This is a genomic window from Pseudonocardia wallangbongensis (assembly GCF_054486945.1).
In genome coordinates this window covers 623,546-638,026 of the sequence record NZ_JBRERS010000002.1, presented here as the reverse complement: position 1 = coordinate 638,026, position 14,481 = coordinate 623,546, and the positions used below count along the sequence as shown (strand labels likewise).

Annotated in this window: 17 protein-coding genes; 7 read left to right on the top strand and 10 right to left on the bottom strand. The window is 73.2% G+C overall.

From position 1 onward, the window contains the following. Nucleotides 1-12: 12 nt before the first annotated feature. Genes ACU436_RS09320 through ACU436_RS09310 form a run of 3 tightly spaced genes read left to right on the top strand, consistent with a single transcriptional unit; the run spans nt 13 to nt 2,350 of the window. Nucleotides 13-678: an ABC transporter permease gene (locus tag ACU436_RS09320; RefSeq protein ID WP_459023631.1), complete on the top strand. Its 666-nt coding sequence runs from the start codon at nt 13-15 to the stop codon at nt 676-678. Beyond that, the gene (locus ACU436_RS09315) at nt 675-1,436 is read left to right on the top strand and encodes an ABC transporter permease (RefSeq protein ID WP_459023629.1); all 762 of its coding nucleotides are present in this window, start codon (nt 675-677) and stop codon (nt 1,434-1,436) included. Before ACU436_RS09320 ends, ACU436_RS09315 begins: the two co-directional genes overlap by 4 nt. Then, nucleotides 1,433-2,350, top strand: a complete 918-nt coding sequence (locus ACU436_RS09310) for an ABC transporter substrate-binding protein (RefSeq protein ID WP_459023627.1) — start codon at nt 1,433-1,435, stop codon at nt 2,348-2,350. Before ACU436_RS09315 ends, ACU436_RS09310 begins: the two co-directional genes overlap by 4 nt. A gap of 101 nt (nt 2,351-2,451) precedes the next feature. Here ACU436_RS09310 and ACU436_RS09305 read toward each other — a convergent pair whose 3' ends face one another. Then, the gene (locus ACU436_RS09305; protein WP_459023625.1) at nt 2,452-3,147 is read right to left on the bottom strand and encodes a permease prefix domain 1-containing protein; all 696 of its coding nucleotides are present in this window, start codon (nt 3,145-3,147) and stop codon (nt 2,452-2,454) included. Further along, complete coding sequence (locus ACU436_RS09300) at nt 3,144-3,476, bottom strand: PadR family transcriptional regulator (RefSeq protein ID WP_459023623.1); 333 nt, start codon at nt 3,474-3,476, stop codon at nt 3,144-3,146. The genes ACU436_RS09305 and ACU436_RS09300 overlap by 4 nt, the downstream gene beginning before the upstream one ends. A gap of 99 nt (nt 3,477-3,575) precedes the next feature. Here ACU436_RS09300 and ACU436_RS09295 point away from each other — a divergent pair, with 99 nt between their 5' ends. Then, the gene (locus ACU436_RS09295; protein ID WP_459023621.1) at nt 3,576-4,001 is read left to right on the top strand and encodes a hypothetical protein; all 426 of its coding nucleotides are present in this window, start codon (nt 3,576-3,578) and stop codon (nt 3,999-4,001) included. Next, nucleotides 3,956-5,545 (top strand): multicopper oxidase family protein, encoded by a 1,590-nt coding sequence (locus ACU436_RS09290; protein ID WP_459023619.1) that lies wholly within the window; start codon nt 3,956-3,958, stop codon nt 5,543-5,545. Before ACU436_RS09295 ends, ACU436_RS09290 begins: the two co-directional genes overlap by 46 nt. Here ACU436_RS09290 and ACU436_RS09285 read toward each other — a convergent pair. After that, entirely contained in the window at nt 5,532-6,284 is a 753-nt protein-coding gene (locus ACU436_RS09285; protein WP_459023617.1) for a methyltransferase domain-containing protein, read from the bottom strand. The two genes, ACU436_RS09290 and ACU436_RS09285, sit on opposite strands and share 14 nt — an antisense overlap. A 28-nt stretch (nt 6,285-6,312) precedes the next feature. On the opposite strand from ACU436_RS09285, the gene ACU436_RS09280 reads away from it, so the two are divergent. Both ACU436_RS09280 and pdxR read left to right on the top strand, forming a co-directional pair. Next, nucleotides 6,313-6,735: a MerR family transcriptional regulator gene (locus tag ACU436_RS09280; protein WP_459023615.1), complete on the top strand. Its 423-nt coding sequence runs from the start codon at nt 6,313-6,315 to the stop codon at nt 6,733-6,735. Continuing rightward, nucleotides 6,732-8,120 carry a MocR-like pyridoxine biosynthesis transcription factor PdxR gene (pdxR, locus tag ACU436_RS09275; protein WP_459023613.1) on the top strand — a complete coding sequence of 463 codons (1,389 nt, stop codon included), beginning with the start codon at nt 6,732-6,734 and terminating at the stop codon, nt 8,118-8,120. Before ACU436_RS09280 ends, pdxR begins: the two co-directional genes overlap by 4 nt. Here pdxR and ACU436_RS09270 read toward each other — a convergent pair. The 7 genes from ACU436_RS09270 to ACU436_RS09240 all read right to left on the bottom strand — a co-directional run bounded on the left by ACU436_RS09270 (nt 8,101) and on the right by ACU436_RS09240 (nt 14,480). After that, entirely contained in the window at nt 8,101-8,964 is an 864-nt protein-coding gene (locus ACU436_RS09270; protein ID WP_459023612.1) for an NAD-dependent epimerase/dehydratase family protein, read from the bottom strand. The genes pdxR and ACU436_RS09270 overlap by 20 nt on opposite strands. A gap of 5 nt (nt 8,965-8,969) precedes the next feature. After that, nucleotides 8,970-9,371 (bottom strand): cupin domain-containing protein, encoded by a 402-nt coding sequence (locus ACU436_RS09265; RefSeq protein ID WP_459023610.1) that lies wholly within the window; start codon nt 9,369-9,371, stop codon nt 8,970-8,972. An 87-nt stretch (nt 9,372-9,458) separates the two neighbouring features. Continuing rightward, entirely contained in the window at nt 9,459-9,752 is a 294-nt protein-coding gene (locus tag ACU436_RS09260) for a DUF1330 domain-containing protein (RefSeq protein ID WP_459023608.1), read from the bottom strand. Between the two features lie 177 nt (nt 9,753-9,929). Next, nucleotides 9,930-10,943: a TIGR03842 family LLM class F420-dependent oxidoreductase gene (locus ACU436_RS09255; protein WP_459023607.1), complete on the bottom strand. Its 1,014-nt coding sequence runs from the start codon at nt 10,941-10,943 to the stop codon at nt 9,930-9,932. A gap of 5 nt (nt 10,944-10,948) precedes the next feature. Next, the gene (gene hydA / locus ACU436_RS09250) at nt 10,949-12,343 is read right to left on the bottom strand and encodes a dihydropyrimidinase (protein WP_459023605.1); all 1,395 of its coding nucleotides are present in this window, start codon (nt 12,341-12,343) and stop codon (nt 10,949-10,951) included. Then, a complete protein-coding gene (locus tag ACU436_RS09245; RefSeq protein WP_459023603.1) occupies nt 12,340-13,632 on the bottom strand; it encodes an aspartate aminotransferase family protein in 1,293 nt (430 codons plus the stop codon). The genes hydA and ACU436_RS09245 overlap by 4 nt, the downstream gene beginning before the upstream one ends. After that, nucleotides 13,629-14,480, bottom strand: coding sequence for a nitrilase-related carbon-nitrogen hydrolase (locus tag ACU436_RS09240; protein WP_459023601.1), 852 nt, complete (start codon nt 14,478-14,480; stop codon nt 13,629-13,631). The genes ACU436_RS09245 and ACU436_RS09240 overlap by 4 nt, the downstream gene beginning before the upstream one ends. Nucleotide 14,481 lies beyond the last annotated feature (1 nt).

Below are 14,481 nucleotides of genomic sequence, written 5' to 3'. Positions count from 1 at the left end.
GGACACCCGTCCGTGGTCTGGGAGTGGATCCCCCGCAACGTCGGCCGGATCGTCGGGCTGCTCGGCGAGCACGTGGTGCTGTCGCTGCTGCCGGTGATCATCGGGCTGGTGCTCGCCGTCCCGCTCGGCTGGTACGCCAACCGCAGCGCCCCGGCGCGCGCCGTGCTCATCCCCGCATCCGGGTTGCTCTACACGATCCCGTCCCTCGCGTTGTTCGTCCTGCTCCCCGGCATCCTCGGCACGCAGGTCAAGAGCCCCGTCAACGTCATCGTCGCGCTCACGATCTACACGGTCGCGCTGCTCGTGCGCACCATCGCCGACGCCCTTGCCGCCGTACCGGGCATGGTCGTCGCCTCCGCCACGGCGATGGGGTTCCGCCCGGCGAGGCGGTTCGTCGCGGTGGAGCTCCCCCTCGCGGTCCCGGTCCTGGTCGCGGGCCTGCGCGTCGCCACGGTGGCGAACATCAGCCTCGTCAGCGTGGGCGCGCTCATCGGTGTCGGCGGGCTCGGCGGTCTCTTCACAGACGGCTACCAGCGCAACATCCCGAGCGAGATCGTGGCGGGCATCGCGCTGATCGTGATTCTGGCGCTGCTCGCGGATGCCGTCCTGCTCGCCGCCGGGCGCCTCGCCACCCCGTGGGAACGGGCGAGCCGAGGGACGACGAGGAGCCGAGCGTGAACATCGTCAACGAGGTGGTGGCGTGGCTCACCACGTCCGCGAACTGGACCGGCGGCGGCGGTGTGCCGATCCGGCTGGTGGAGCACCTGTACTACAGCGGGCTCGCGTTGTTGCTCGGGTTGGTGGTGGCCGTCCCGATCGGGGTGGTGGTCGGGCACACCGGGCGGGGCAGCTTCCTGGTCGTGGGCGTCGCCAACGGGCTGCGGGCGCTTCCCGAGCTGGGGCTGCTCATCCTGCTCGTGCTCTCGATGGGCATCGGCCTGCTCCCGGTCGTCCTCGCCCTCACCGTGCTCGCCGTGCCGCCACTGCTGGCCGGCACGTACGCGGGCGTCCGCAACGTCGACCGGTCGGTCGTCGACGCCGCCCGCGGCATGGGCATGCGGGAGGCCCAACTGCTCTTCAAGGTCGAGCTGCCGAACGCGCTGCCGCTGGTGCTCGGCGGCGCGCGGTCGGCGGCGCTGCAGGTGATCGCCACTGCGGCGGTCGCGGCGTACGTGAGCTACGGCGGGCTCGGCCGCTACCTCATCGACGGTCTGCGTCAGCAGGACTACGCCCAGATGGTCGCGGGCGCACTGCTGATCGCCCTGCTCGCGCTCGTCGTCGAGGCCGTGCTCGCGCTGGTGCAGCGGGCGGTCGTCTCGCCCGGCCTGCGCGGCGGTTCCCTGCGATCGCCCACCGTCGACGTCGCCCGCCCCGAACCCGACGCTCCTCCCGCCCCACGAACCCCCGCTCCCGAACTCGCTGGAGTCGAACGATGAAGCGCACGTCCACCCTCCTCGCCGGCGCATTCGCAGGGCTACTGCTGCTGTCGGCATGCGGCGGCGGGGGCGACCCGCTCGCCCCGGGCGGCGGCGGTGAGGAACCCGCGGCCGCCGACACCATCCGCATCGCATCCGCCGACTTCCCGGAGAACCGCCTCCTCGCGGAGATCTACGCGCAGGCGCTGGAGAAGGCCGGAGTCACGGTCGAGCGGGACTTCGGCATCGGTGCCCGTGAGGTCTACTTCCCGGGCATGAAGGACGGCTCGTGGGACCTCGTCCCCGACTACACCGGGGTGCTCCTGCAGTTCATCAACCCCGACGCCACCGAGACCGCCCCGGACGCGGTCTACGACGCGCTGAAGGCCCAGGCGCCCGCCCCGCTCACCGTGCTCGAGCGCTCGGCGGCCGAGAACAAGGACGCGATCGTCGTCACGGCCGCCACCGCGCAGCAGTACGGCACCTCGCTCGCCGACTACGGACCGGTGTGCGGGCAGCTGGTGTTCGGCGGCCCGCCCGAGTTCGAGACCCGGCCCGACGGGCTGCCGGGTATCGCGGAGACCTACGGGTGCACGTTCAAGGAGTTCCGCGCGCTCGACACCGGCGGGCCGGTCACGGTCGCGGCGCTCGCCGACGGCACGGTGCAGGCAGCCGACCTGTTCACCACCGACCCCGCCATCGAGGAGAACGGGTTCGTGGCGCTCGAGGACCCGCAGAGCAACTTCGCCGCGCAGAACGTCGTGCCGCTGATCAACTCGGCGAAGGCAACCCCGCAGGTCACCGAGGCGCTCAATGCCGTGTCGGCCAAGCTCGACACGGAGGGCCTCGTCGAGCTGAACCGCCAGCTCAACGCCCCGGACAAGCCGGAGGTCGACACGGTCGCGAAGGGCTGGCTCTCCGCCAACGGGATGTAGCCGCCAGATCCGATCGTACGAACGGCACTCTCGTCCGATAGAGCTGGACGAGAGTGCCGTTCGTACGAAAATTGATCTCCTTCGACTTGCTGGCGGCGGCCCTACCCGACCTGCGGGTCCGCTCCCTGATCTGACTCGTGGGAAGCGCGCGCGAAGCGCAGCGACCGGGCGGCGGACCGCGTCACCAGCCCGCCGACCACCACGGTGAACGCGATGACGAGGCCGGTCGCCGGGGTGACCGGGAGCGGTCCGTCCTCGCCGGGCATCAAGAGGTTCATGACGACGGACATGCCGCCGCAGCCGACGACGCCGAGGGCGCCGAGGAGGCCGGTGAGCCCGGTGACCCAACGGGACAGCGGGTGGCCCTGGAACGTGGCCAGCAGCAGGACGAACGCGGCCGCCGTGATCAGCACGGTGAGGACGTCGGTGGCGCGGGCCAGCGCGGTGACCGCGGCCGTCGGGGGAGCCGGCCAGCCGTGTCCCGTCATCCACAGCGCGTCCCACGCGAGGAGATCGGCGGGGAACGTCACGACGAGCAGCAGCGATGTGCGCCGTCCTTGCCGGGCGGTGAGCTCCTCCTGCAGCAGCGGAGCCACCTGGCGTACGGAACCGAACTCGCGGACGGCCGCGGTGGCGGCGCGCTGCGGGTCGAGGCCCCGGTCGAGGTGGCCGGCAACGGCGTCGGCGAGGCCGTCGCGCACCTCGGCGATCATGCTCCGCTTCACGGCGGCGGGCCCGCGCAGCACGCGGTCGAGCTCGGCGACGTGGGCACGGACCGGGTCGACGGCGGCCGTCACGACGTGCCTGCCGCCGGCCGCAGGACGGCATCGACCACCGCGCTGAACTCGGTCCAGTCGGCGCGCTGGCCGGCGAGGGCGTGCCGGCCGGCCCTGGTGAGGGTGTACGTGCGCCGTTCGCGCCCGCCCACCGTGCTCCAGGCGCCCGACAGCAGCGCCGCCCGCTCCAGGCGGCGCAGGGCCGGGTAGACGGTGCCCGTGGGCAGGTCGAGCCGGCCGCCGCTGAGGCCCTGCAGCGCCTCGATGATCGCGTAGCCGTGCCGCGGGCCGTCCTCGAGCACCGCGAGGATCAGCCCGTCCAGGTGGCCGCGGACGGCGTCGGGCTTCATATCCAGGAATCCTACCTATCCCGTGCCCCGAAACATCCGGCCCGTATCAGGGAGATCCCGGATTTATAAGTAGGCTGTCTACCTATAACGTCCGTGGCCGTGGACACCCTCGCACCCCCAGCGGCCGCTCCGACCAGGAGACCGCGGGTATCGCTCTGGACGTTGCGGTTCCTGCTCACCGGGCACCTCGTCGCCGTGCTCGCCCAGCCCGTGCTCGCCGGTCGCTACCTCACCGGTGACGTCGACGCGATCACGGTGCACGGCCTCCTCGGATCGCTGCTGTCGCTGGTGGCCATGGCCCTCATCGCCGGTGCCCTGGGCTACGTCCTCTTCGGGCGTGGACGGCTCTGGGTGCTGCCGGTCACCGTGCTGCTGTTCCTCGCCGAGGGCTACCAGATCGGGATGGGCTACTCCCGGGAGCTGGCGGTGCACGTGCCGCTCGGCGTCGCGATCGTGGTCGTGGCCGTGCTGCTCACCGCATGGGTCTGGACCCCGTCGGCCGCTCGCCCGCGGGGCCGGCGATGAACATCTCGCGGCGGGGGTTCCTCGGCATGCTGGGTGGGGCGGCGGCGCTCGCCGCGCTCCCGGCGTGCGGGTCGGGCGCGACGGCAGGTTCCACGGGGGAGGTGCTGGCGAGCGCGGCGCCGTTGCCGGAGCCGTTCCGGGTGCCGCTGCCGGTGCCGCCGGTCGCGCGGCCCGTCGGCGTCGACGATGCCGGGGCGCAGCTGTACCGGGTGACGCAGCGGGTGGCCGACGCGGAGATCCTGCCCGGGCTGCGCACGCCGATCCTGGGCTACGACGGGATCTTCCCCGGCCCGACGTTCGAGACGCGCCGGGGCGAGCCGCTGGTGGTGCGGTACCGCAACGAGCTGCCCGTGCCGACCGTGGTGCACCTGCACGGCGGGCACACCCCGGCCGAGCACGACGGCTGGCCGCTGGATCTCGTACTGCCCGTCGGTGACACGAGCGGCTGGAGCCATCACGGCATGACCGGTGACCTCGCCGCCGGCGAGCGCGAGCACCGGTACCCGAACGACCAGCGGGCCGCCACGCTCTGGTACCACGACCACCGGATGGACTTCACCGGCCCGGCCGTCTACCGCGGGCTGGCCGGGTTCCACATCGTGCGCGACGACGTCGAGGACGCCCTGCCGCTGCCCCGCGGCGAGCGCGAGCTGCCGCTCATGATCTGCGATCGCGCGTTCGCCGCCGACGGCTCGTTCGCCTATCCCGGGCTCGACCAGGGGATGCGCTCGCTCCCCGGCGTGGAGGACGACTGGATGGAGGGTGTGCTCGGCGACGTCGTGCTCGTCAACGGGGCGCCGTGGCCGGTGCACGAGGTCGATGCCGCGCGCTACCGGCTGCGGCTGCTGAACGCCTCGAACGCCCGCCGCTACCGCCTCGCCCTCACCGTTCCCGGTGGCCCGGACGTGCCGTTCGTGCAGATCGGGTCCGACGGCGGGCTGCTCGGGGCGCCGCAGGAGCACGGGGCGATCGAGATCGCGCCGGGGGAGCGGTTCGACGTGGTGGTGGACTTCTCGGCGCTGCCCGTCGGCACCGAGGTGACGATGGTGAACGGCCTGGACGGCGGGCCGGCCGGCCGGGTGCTGCGGTTCCGGGTGGTGCGCGCTGCCCGCGACGACAGCCGGGTGCCGGACCGCCTCGCCGACGTCGAGCCGTTGGTGCCGCCGGCGGGCGCCCGGCAGCGCACGTTCCGGTTCAACCGCGGCGCCGTCGGTGACCACAAGGGCTGGACGATCAACGGCACGTCGTTCGACCCGAACACCTCGCTCGCCGACATCCCGCTCGGTGAGACCGAGGTGTGGCGCTTCGTCACCGACGTGCACCACCCGGTCCACCTGCACCTGGACGCGTTCCAGGTGCTGAGCCGCGGCGGCCGGGACCCCGGCACCTACGACGCCGGCTGGAAGGACACCGTGGACGTGCGGCCGGCGGAGGTCGTCGACGTGGCGGTGCGGTTCTCCGACCACGCCGGCCGGTTCGTCTTCCACTGCCACAACCTCGAACACGAGGACATGGCGATGATGGCGACGATCAGGACGGTGTGACCGGCAGGCGCCCGGCGGCGAGGAACAGCGGCATCGCGACGAAGAGCCGGTCGCGGTCGGCCCGCGTGCGCTGCTCCCCGAGCCACGCGTCGCCCTGCTCCTGGCTCACCACGCCGGCCCGCACCGCGCCCGTGACCAGCCGGGTGACGGTGAAGAGCGCCAGCTCCTGATCGTCGAGGACGGGCGTGTGCACCTCGCAGACGACGTCGTCGAAGCCGGCGTCCAGCAGCAGGTTGCGGTAGCGGCGGGCCACCCGGCCGTGCACCATGTCGTCGGCGGCCGCGGCCACGATCGTCCTGGTGAGCACGGGGTCGTCGGAGTCGATCACGTATGCGTCCCAGTCCTGGCCGACGAGGGCGATCCGCCCGCCCGGTGCGAGCACCCGGCGGGCCTCGGCGCAGGCCTTCGCCGGGTCGTCGAGCACGTGGTAGAGCTTCTCGGCCCGGTACCCGTCGAGGCTCCCGTCGGGGAACGGCAGCGCCACGGCGTCGCCCACCTCGAACCGGTGGCCCGGGTGGTGCTCGCGGGCGAAGGCGACGGCCTCCTCGGCGGCGTCGATGCCGACGGCGTCCGACCCGAGGTCCGCGAGCTCGGCCACGGCGGTGCCACCGCCGCACCCGACGTCCACCACCCGGCGGCCGTGCTCGACCTGCAGCAGCTCGTACGACCGGCGCCGCAACCGGACGGAGGCCGGCCGGCGGTCGAAGGCGACGAGGAGTTCCAGAAAGGTCTTGTCCACGGGGTCGACCCTGCCTTTTCATGTTGACGTGAAGTCAAGCTCCGGCCAGGACGAGATGACGATCGGCGAGCTGGCCGACCGGTTCGGTCTCGCCACGCACGTCCTGCGGCACTGGGAGGCGGTCGGCCTCCTCACGCCCGTGCGCCGCGTGAGCGGGCGACGCCGGTACGGCCGGGACGGGCTCGCGCGGGTGGCCCTCATCCAGCAGTTCAAGGAGCTCGGCTTCGGGTTGGAGCAGGTTCGCGCGATGCTGAACACCACGGACCCCGCGGCCCGCAAGGAGGTGCTCGCCCGGCACGACGCCGAGCTGGAGCGCCGCATCGCGTCGGCCACCGCGGCGCGGGAGCTGATCGGCCACGGGCTGAGGTGCCCGGCGCCCGACTTCATCGAGTGCCCGAACTTCCTGGCCGGGCTCGAGGCCCGCATCCCGCCGGCCGGCGGGCGTCGGTGACCCACGTACGCGGGCTCGACCTGCACCTGGACGTCGGCGCGGGCAGGGGGCGCGGCCGCGCGCTCGAGGCCGCGCTGCGCGCCGCGGTGCGGTCGGGCCGCCTCGCACCGGGCACCCGGCTGCCGGGCACCCGCAGCCTCGCGGCCGATCTCGGCCTGTCCCGCGGCACCGTCGTGCAGGCGTTCGGCCAGCTCGTGGCGGAGGGCTGGCTGGTCGGCGTGGCGGGCTCGGGCACGGTGGTCGGCACGGTCCCGGCCGTGTCCCACCCGGCCGAACCGGACGGCCGCCCGGCCCCGGCCCACCCCGGTCCCGCGATCGACCTGCGGCCCGGGCGGCCCGACCTCAGCGCGTTCCCCCGCACGCCCTGGGCGGGCGCCGTCCGGCGGGCGCTCACCGGGAGCGCCGTCCTGCTGGACTACCCCGACCCCGCCGGCCTCCCGGCGCTGCGGGCCGCGGTCGCCGAGCACGTCGCACGGACCCGCGGCGTGCGGGCGAGCCCGGACGCCGTCGTCGTGACGGCGGGGTTCACGCAGGCGCTGGCCCTGCTGGCCCGGGTCGCGCACCGGCGCGGGATCAGGCACGCCGGGGTCGAGGACCCGAGCTTCGCGCGCCACCGGCACGTGCTGCGCGCCGCCGGGCTGAACCTGGTCCCGCTGCCCGTCGACGATGCGGGCGCCGACCCGGCCGCGCTCCCCGATGAGCCGGCGCTCACGCTGCTCACGCCGGCCCACCAGCACCCGTACGGCGTGGTGCTCGCGCCCGCGCGGCGGGCCGCCGTGGTGGAGTGGGCCCGGCGCTGCGACGGCTTCGTCGTGGAGGACGACTACGACGGCGAGTTCCGCTACGACCGGCAGCCGGTCGGGGCGATGCAGCCCCTCGATCCGGACCGCGTCGTGTTCGCCGGCAGCGCGAGCAAGACCCTCGCACCGGGCGTGCGCCTGGGCTGGCTGGTGGTTCCGCGGGCACTGCGGGCGGCCCTGGACGCCGAGATCACGGCGTTCGGCGCCTGGGCCCCGGCCGTCGACCAGCTCGCCCTCGCCGACCTGCTCGCACGCGGCGAGTACGACCGGCACGTGCGGCGGATGCGACTGGTCTACCGGGCGCGACGGCAGGAGCTCGGGGCCCGGCTCGCGGCGGTCGGCGCGTCACCGGCCGGGGTGGCGGCCGGGCTGCACGCGCTGCTCCCGCTCGGCTCGGCGGAGCGGGAGCGGGCGACGGTGGCGGCCGCCGAGCGGGCCGGTGTGCACGTGCACGGCCTGCACACCGGCGGCTACTGGCACCGGCCCGGCCCGGACCGCCCCGGCGCGCTCGTGGTCGGCTACGCGACGCCCGCGGGCCACGCGTGGCGCGGGGCGCTCGACGCCCTCACCGAGCTGCTGCGGTGAGGGGGAAGCCCTGGCGCCACGACGGGTGCTGAGGCGTCCAGCCGAGCTTCTCCCGGGCGAGCCGGTTGTCCGCGCCGCGGGCCCACGCCCGCCGTGGCGCGTCCGAGACCGGCGGCGGCGGTGCTCCCACGGCCGCGCAGAAGGCCGGCACCCAGTCGCGGGTGGCCGCCGGCTCGTCGTCGCACACGTTGACCGCGCCGGACGGCCAGTCCAGCGCGGCCACCGCCGCCGCGGCCGCGTCGTCGACGTGCAGGAAGCTCGTCACGTCCCCGTCGGCCACCAGCCGGCCGGCAACGGCGTCGGCGACGCGCAGCCCGTCCGGGGCGAACCAGGTGCCCGGGCCGTAGAACATCCCGTAGCGCAGCGCCACCCACTCCGGCGCCTCGCGCACCGCCGCCTCGAGCGCGGCGATCCCGCGCACGGACCCGGCACGTGGCTCGGGGGCGTCGAGGTCGAACGGGGTGTCCTCGTCGGCGGGGTCGTCCCCGCCGGTGTAGGCCCAGGCGATGCTCTGCGCCACGATCCGGCGGGCCCCGGCGGCGAGGGCGGCGTCGACGAGGTGGCGGGTGCCGGTGACGCGCAGCTCGGAGTTGGCGGCGAGGTCCGCCGCGCCGAGGTCGGTGATCTGGTGCAGCACCACCTCGGGCTCGGCGGCGCGGACCGTCGCCGCGAGCGCGCCGGCGTCACGCACGTCGACGACGGCGGCGTGCGCCCCCGCGGCACGGAGCAGGGCGGCCCGCTCGGGCCTGCGGGTGAGCGCGGTGACGTGGTGGCCGTCGGCGACCAGCAGCGGGACGAGCCGCCTCCCGACGACGCCGGTGGACCCGGCCAGCAGGATGCGCACCGGGCTCAGGCCTGCACCGGTCGCGGCGCCCGCAGGTGGCGGCGTTCGGCGAGCTCGGCCTCGTCGACCAGGGTGAGCATGGGCGCCCCCGGCGCGTGGATCATCACCACGACGAACCGGCTCCGGGCATCGGCGAGCGCGTTCCCGGCCTGGTAGTGGATCACGTCGCCGCCGGGCTCCCAGAACGCCTCACCGGCCCGGATCACCCGCTCCGGCTCGCCCTCCAGCTCCCAGACGATCGCCCCCTCGGTGACATAGCCGAACACCGGGCCGGAGTGGCGGTGCGGCGGCGTACCCGGATCGCCGGGCGGCACCTCGACCGTGGCCGTCATGACCTCGGCGCCGTCGGGGACCGGCGGCAGGGGCTGGTGCTCGAGTGACGTGAAGATGGAGTTCGAGGACTGCACGGCCCGACGCTAACCGAGAACCGGTCCACCAACATGGACCAGTTCCGGATGGATCTGCTGTACCGGCTCGCGCTGCAACGAGGGGCCTCACTGCGCGGGCAGGCCCTCCACGATCGCCACCGCCGACGTGCTGCACCGCTTCCGGATCTCGGCGACCTCCTGGTACTCCGGCGAGTTGTAGAAGGCCAGCGCGGCGTCGTAGCTCGGGAACTCCACCACCACGAAACGCGGCAGCCACTCTCCCTCCAGCCGCATGGACCTCGCGCCGCGCGAGAGGTAGCGGCCGCCGTGCTCGGCGATCAGGACCTGCGCCTTCGCCTTGTACTCCTCGTAGCCGTCGGGGTCGGTCACCTCGCCGTGCAGGATGAGGTAGCCGGGCATGAGACCTCCAGGGTTAGCGACCCGGACCGGAGGTCCGGTGCGCAAATCGGCGGATCCAGGTTCTCGCTGGGTGTGCCGGCGGGCCGGCCTCGTACCGGGCGTACTCGGCCGGTTCGCCGGTGCGCCCAGCGGGAAGCTGGGCCGTCGAATTGTGTGGTGGACCTCCGGTCCGGGACGCTACGACAGGGCGGGGATCACCGACGCGCCGTACGCGTCGATCGTCGCCTCCCTGGCGTCGTGCATGGCGTAGATCGCGAACTGGTCGACTCCCAGCTCCTTCAGCTCGGCGAGCCGTTCGAGCTGCGCGGACGGCGGGCCGAGCAGGCAGAACCGCTCGACGACCTCGTCGGGCACGAAGTCGGTGGACCGGTTGTCGGCGCGGCCGTGGTGGCTGTAGTCGTAGCCGGCGCGGCCCTTGATGTAGCCGGTGAGCGCGGCGGGCACCGCCGCGGACGTCTCGCCGTAGCGGGTGACGAGGTCGGCGACGTGGTTGCCGACCATCCCGCCGAACCAGCGGCACTGGTCGCGGGCATGCCCCGAGGATTCGGCGCTGCCGTCGCCGACGTACGCCGGGGCCGCCACGCAGATCGTGATCGTCGCGGGGTCCCGGCCGGCGGCCTCCGCCGCGGCGCGCACGGTCTTGACCGTCCACTCCACGAGGTACGGGTCGGCGAGCTGGAGGATGAACCCGTCGGCCGCGCGGCCGACGAGGTCGAGCGCCTTCGGCCCGTACCCGGCCATCCAGACCGGCAGCCTCGTGCCCTCGGCGACCCACGGGATCTGCACCGCGGTGCCGCGCAGATCGACGGCGCGGCCCTCCGCGAGGTCGCGGATCACGCGGATCGACTCCTCCAGCCGGGCGAGGGTCGTGGGCGGGCGGCCCTGCACGCGCACGGCCGAGTCGCCCCGGCCGATGCCGCAGACGGTGCGGTTGCCGAACTGCTCGTTCAGCGTGGCGTGCAGCGACGCGATGACCGTCCAGTCGCGGGTGGCCGGGTTGGTCACCATCGGCCCGACCGTCAACCGCTGAGTCCGCTCCAGGATCCGCGGGTAGATGACGTAGGGCTCCTGCCAGAGCACGTGCGAGTCGAACGTCCAGCCGTGGCTGAACCCGAGCTCCTCGGCCCGCACCATGAGGTCGACGACGGCCTGTGCAGGCGGGTCGGTCTGCAGAACGACCCCGATGTCCATGGTGGTCACCTGAGGTACTGGCAGGTGTCGCGGGTGAGGAACGAGCCGTCGCCCGCCGAGCCGCGGTACTCGCCGCCGTCGACGATCACGCGGCCGCGGCTGAGCACCGTGCTGACCTTCCCGGTGGTCTCGCGCCCCTCGTAGCAGGAGTAGTCGACGGCCATGTGGTGCGTCTGCGCGGAGTGCACCTGGGTGGCCGCCGGGTCGTAGATCACGATGTCGGCGTCCGACCCGGGCGCGATCGTGCCCTTGCGCGGGTAGAGCCCGAACATCTTCGCGGGCGTGGCGGAGGCGATCTCGATCCAGCGTTTCCGCGAGATGTGCCCGTCCACCACGCCCTGGTGCAGCAGGTCCATCCGCGTCTCGACGCCCGGCAGCCCGTTCGGGATCTTCGAGAAGTCGCCGATGCCCATGTCCTTCTGCCCCTTGAAGCAGAACGGGCAGTGGTCGGTGGACACGACCGACAGGTCGTCGGTGCGCAGGCCCCGCCACAGCGCGGCCTGGTGCTCGGCCGGGCGCAACGGCGTCGAGCAGACGTACTTGGCCCCCTCGAACCCGGGGCGGGCCAGGTCGTCGGTGGAGAGGAACAGGTACTGCGGGCACGTCTCGGCGAAGGCGTTGTAGCCCTCGTCGCGGGCCGCCGCGACCTGCGCCAGCGCCTGAGTGGCCGAGAGGTGCACGATGTAGATCGGCGCGCCCGCAACCTGCGCGAGCTTGATCGCCCGGTGCGTCGCCTCGGCCTCCAGCAGCGCGTGGCGCACCTCGCCGTGGTAGCGCGGGTCGGTGTGGCCCTTGGCGAGCGCCTGCTCCACCAGGACGTCGATCGCGATGCCGTTCTCGGCGTGCATCATGACCAGCCCGCCGGTCTCGGCGCCCTTCTGCAGCGCCCGCAGGATCTTGCCGTCGTCGGAGTAGAAGACGCCCGGGTAGGCCATGAACAGCTTGAAGCTCGTGACGCCCTCGCCGACGAGCGCCTCCATCTCCTTGAGCGAGCCCTCGTTGACGTCGGCGAGGATCATGTGGAACGCGTAGTCGATCGCGCAGTTGCCGTCGGCCTTCGCGTGCCAGGCGTCGAGGCCCTCGCGCAGCGAGCCGCCGACGGACTGGATCGCGAAGTCGATGATCGTCGTCGTGCCGCCCCACGCCGCGGCGCGGGTGCCGGTCTCGAACGTGTCGATGGCCTTCGTGCCGCCGAAGGGCATCTCCATGTGCGTGTGCGCGTCCACGCCACCGGGCACGACGTAGCGGCCCGTGGCGTCGATGACGGTGTCCGCGGTCCAGGACTGCGCGAGCGCCGGATCGGCGAGGGCCACCACCTTCTCGTCCTCGACCAGTACGTCCGCCGAGAGCTCGTCCGACGCGGTGATCACGAGGCCGTTGCGGATGAGCGTGCGGGTCATGGCGTGACCTCCTCGATCGCGGCCACCAGGATGGCGAGGCCTTCCGCCGCCTCGTCGGCGGTGAGGGTCAGCAGCGGGGCGATGCGCAGCGCGTTGCCGTGCAGCCCGCCCTTGCCGACGAGCAGCCCGCGGCGCTTGCACGCCTCGAGCACGGCCGTCGCGAGCTCCGGCGCGGGCTCGCCGGGCGTACCCGTCCCCGGACGCACCAGCTCGACGCCGATCATCAGGCCCTTGCCCCGGACGTCGCCCACGATCGGAGACCCGACCGCGCGCAGGCCCTCGAACAGGGTCGGCCCGTGCCGGGCGGCGTTGCCCTGCAGGTCGTGGTCGAGCACGTAGCGCAGGTTGGCCAGCGCGCCCGCCGACGTCAACGGCGAGCCGCCGAACGTCGAGATCGAGTTGGCGGAGAGGCAGTCCATCACCTCGGGCCGCGCGATCACGCCGCCCATGGACAGCCCGTTGCCGATGCCCTTGGCGAACGTGACGATGTCCGGGGTGGCGCCGTGGGACTGCCAGCCCCAGAAGTGCTCCCCGGTGCGGCCCCACCCGGTCTGCACCTCGTCGGAGATCCACAGGATCCCGCGCTCGCGCAGCACCTCGGCGAACGCGCCCAGCAGCCCGTCCGGGCCCGACGTGAACCCGCCGACGCCCTGGATCGGTTCCGCGATCAGGGCCGCGACGTCACCGCCCGCCTGGTCGAGCACCTCCTTCAGGTCCGCCACGCACGCGGCGATGAACTCGCCGTCGGACAGGTGCGCGAACGGCGAGCGGTACCGCTGCCCGCCGTGCACGTAGTAGACCTGGAACGGCGAGAGCGACGTGGGCGACCACGTGCGGTTCCCGGTGATCGCCACCGTCGAGAACGAGCGCCCGTGGTAGCTGTTGCGCAGCGCCAGGATCTGGTTCGACCGCCGCAGCGAGCTGGCCAGCAGCAGCGCGGTGTCGTTGGCCTCGGTGCCGCTCGTCGTCAGGAACACCTTCGCGTCCGGGATCCCGGACACGGACGCGATCTGCTCGGACAGCTCCACCATCGGCCGGTTCAGGTAGAGCGTGGAGCTGTGGATGATCCGGCCGGCCTGGTCGGCGACGGCCTTCGTCACCTCGGGAAGGGCGTGCGCCGTCATCGTGGTGAGGATGCCGCCGAAGAAGTCCAGGTAGCGCCGGCCGTCGGCGTCCCAGACGTAGCGGCCCTCGCCGCGCTCGATCTCGATGGGCTCCTGGTAGTAGATCGCCAGCCAGGACGGGAGGACGGCGCGGGTGCGCGCGAGCAGGTCGTCGCCGGCGCTCATGCTTGCACCAGCGGGTCGTAGGCGTCGGGTCGCCGGTCGCGGTAGAACGCCCACTGCTGGCGCACCTCGTCGATCATCCCGAGGTCGAGGTCGCGCACCACGAGCTCCTCGTCCCGGTCGGACGCCGGCTCGCCGACGAACTGCCCGCGCGGGTCGACGAAGTAGCTGGTGCCGTAGAAGTCGTTGTCGCCGTACTCCTCCACGCCTACGCGGTTGATCGCCGCGATGAAGTACTCGTTGGCGACGGCGGCGGCCGGCTGCTCCAGCTTCCACAGGTACGCCGAGAGCCCGCGGCTGGTGGCGCTCGGGTTGTAGACGATCTGCGCCCCGGCCAGTCCCAGTGCACGCCAGCCCTCGGGGAAGTGCCGGTCGTAGCAGATGTAGACGCCGATGCGGCCGACCGCGGTGTCGAACACCGGCCAGCCGAGGTTCCCGGGCCGGAAGTAGTACTTCTCCCAGAACCCCGTGACCTGCGGGATGTGGTGCTTGCGGTACTTGCCGAGGACGGTGCCGTCGGCGTCGATCACGGCAGCGGTGTTGTAGTAGTTGCCCGCGCTCTCGACCTCGAACACCGGCACGACGAGCACCATGCCGGTCTCCCTGGCCAGCGCCTGCATCCGCTGCACGGTGGGCCCGTCCGGCACCGGCTCGGCCCACCTGTAGTGCTCCGCCTCCTGCACCTGGCAGAAGTACGGCGCGTTGAAGACCTCCTGGAAACCCATGATCTGCGCGCCCTGCTCGGCGGCGGACCGCGCGTACGACTCGTGCACGTCGATCATCGAGGCGGTATCGCCCGTCCACTTCGCCTGCACCAGTGCCGCGCGTACCACCTGGGATTCTCCCGCCATC